A 1,036-nucleotide genomic window follows, 5' to 3' on the forward strand; every position below is an offset into this window, starting at 1 on the left:
TAATTAATAAAAATCAAAAAATGTTAATTGTAATTTTATGAAGAAAAAACTTAAATCTTTAATTTACCACAATAAATAGGTATATTTTTAGGAGAGCAGTCAGATCGCTTAACAGTTAAAATACTGATTAACATATGATCTGAATTAGAAATATTAACTTTTGCAACTAATCCTGAATATTGTTTATTATCGCTTTTTTTTATTATTTCATAAATCTCTATTTCTTGATCTGAAGGAAAATGGATAGCGAATCCGAATGTTTTTTCATTATTATTATTTTTAATGTCAAATTTAATTCTTTTCTTAATATTACTTTCAAATTCATATATTTGTTCTGCTTTATCATAAGCATTTGCCAATCCTGGAACAAAAAATTTTCCCATAAATCTTCCTAAGTTTCTTTTAGACGCTTTTTTTAAAGCAGTTTGTGCTATTTTATGTCCTATTTTATGATTTGTTTTTTTCATTACTATTTTTTTAATTTTATCTTTCATTAGTCTATCCTTAAAATTATCACTTATTCTAACCCAATTATTTAAAAAATTTTCTAAATCAAGAGAAAACATATCGCAATCACAAAAAGAAATATCTATATCTTTTACATTATCTAAATCATTTAAATTAAAAAAGAAAAAACATTTTTCTGGATAGTCTTTAGAATATTGTTCTACCATAGCATTTAACATAGCAATATGTTGTTCTTTATCATTCAAAAATGCATCTTGTAACCCGCTAACATCTGTTACAAAATCTATTGCACCTGCAACATTGCCAATAATAGGAAAAAAACTAGAAGCAAACAAAACTCCATCTTTTGCTAATTGCTTATTATTTAAAAATTCTTGATAAGATTTACAAGGAACCGTTTCTAAATCATGTATTCCTTGAAAAGATCTAGAATCAGAAGAAAAAATATTCCCTCCTTCATGTTTCCATCCTTTTTGTGGATGTTGCGAAAAAGAATCTTTTGTGTAATTATCAGGAGTAAAAGCATAATTTGATTTAGATAATGCTAGCAAGATCGGAAGAGCGTCGT

At 25.4% G+C, this 1,036-nt stretch carries 1 protein-coding gene; it reads right to left on the minus strand.

Annotated elements, in window-relative coordinates:
- Window positions 1-50: 50 nt before the first annotated feature.
- A partial coding sequence (locus ON17_RS03690) for a hypothetical protein (protein ID WP_026072021.1) occupies window positions 51-1,036 on the minus strand: 986 nt, incomplete at its 5' end.

It is taken from the genome of Poinsettia branch-inducing phytoplasma str. JR1 (genome assembly GCF_000309465.1).
GTDB lineage: Bacteria > Bacillota_I > Bacilli_A > Acholeplasmatales > Acholeplasmataceae > Phytoplasma > Phytoplasma pruni.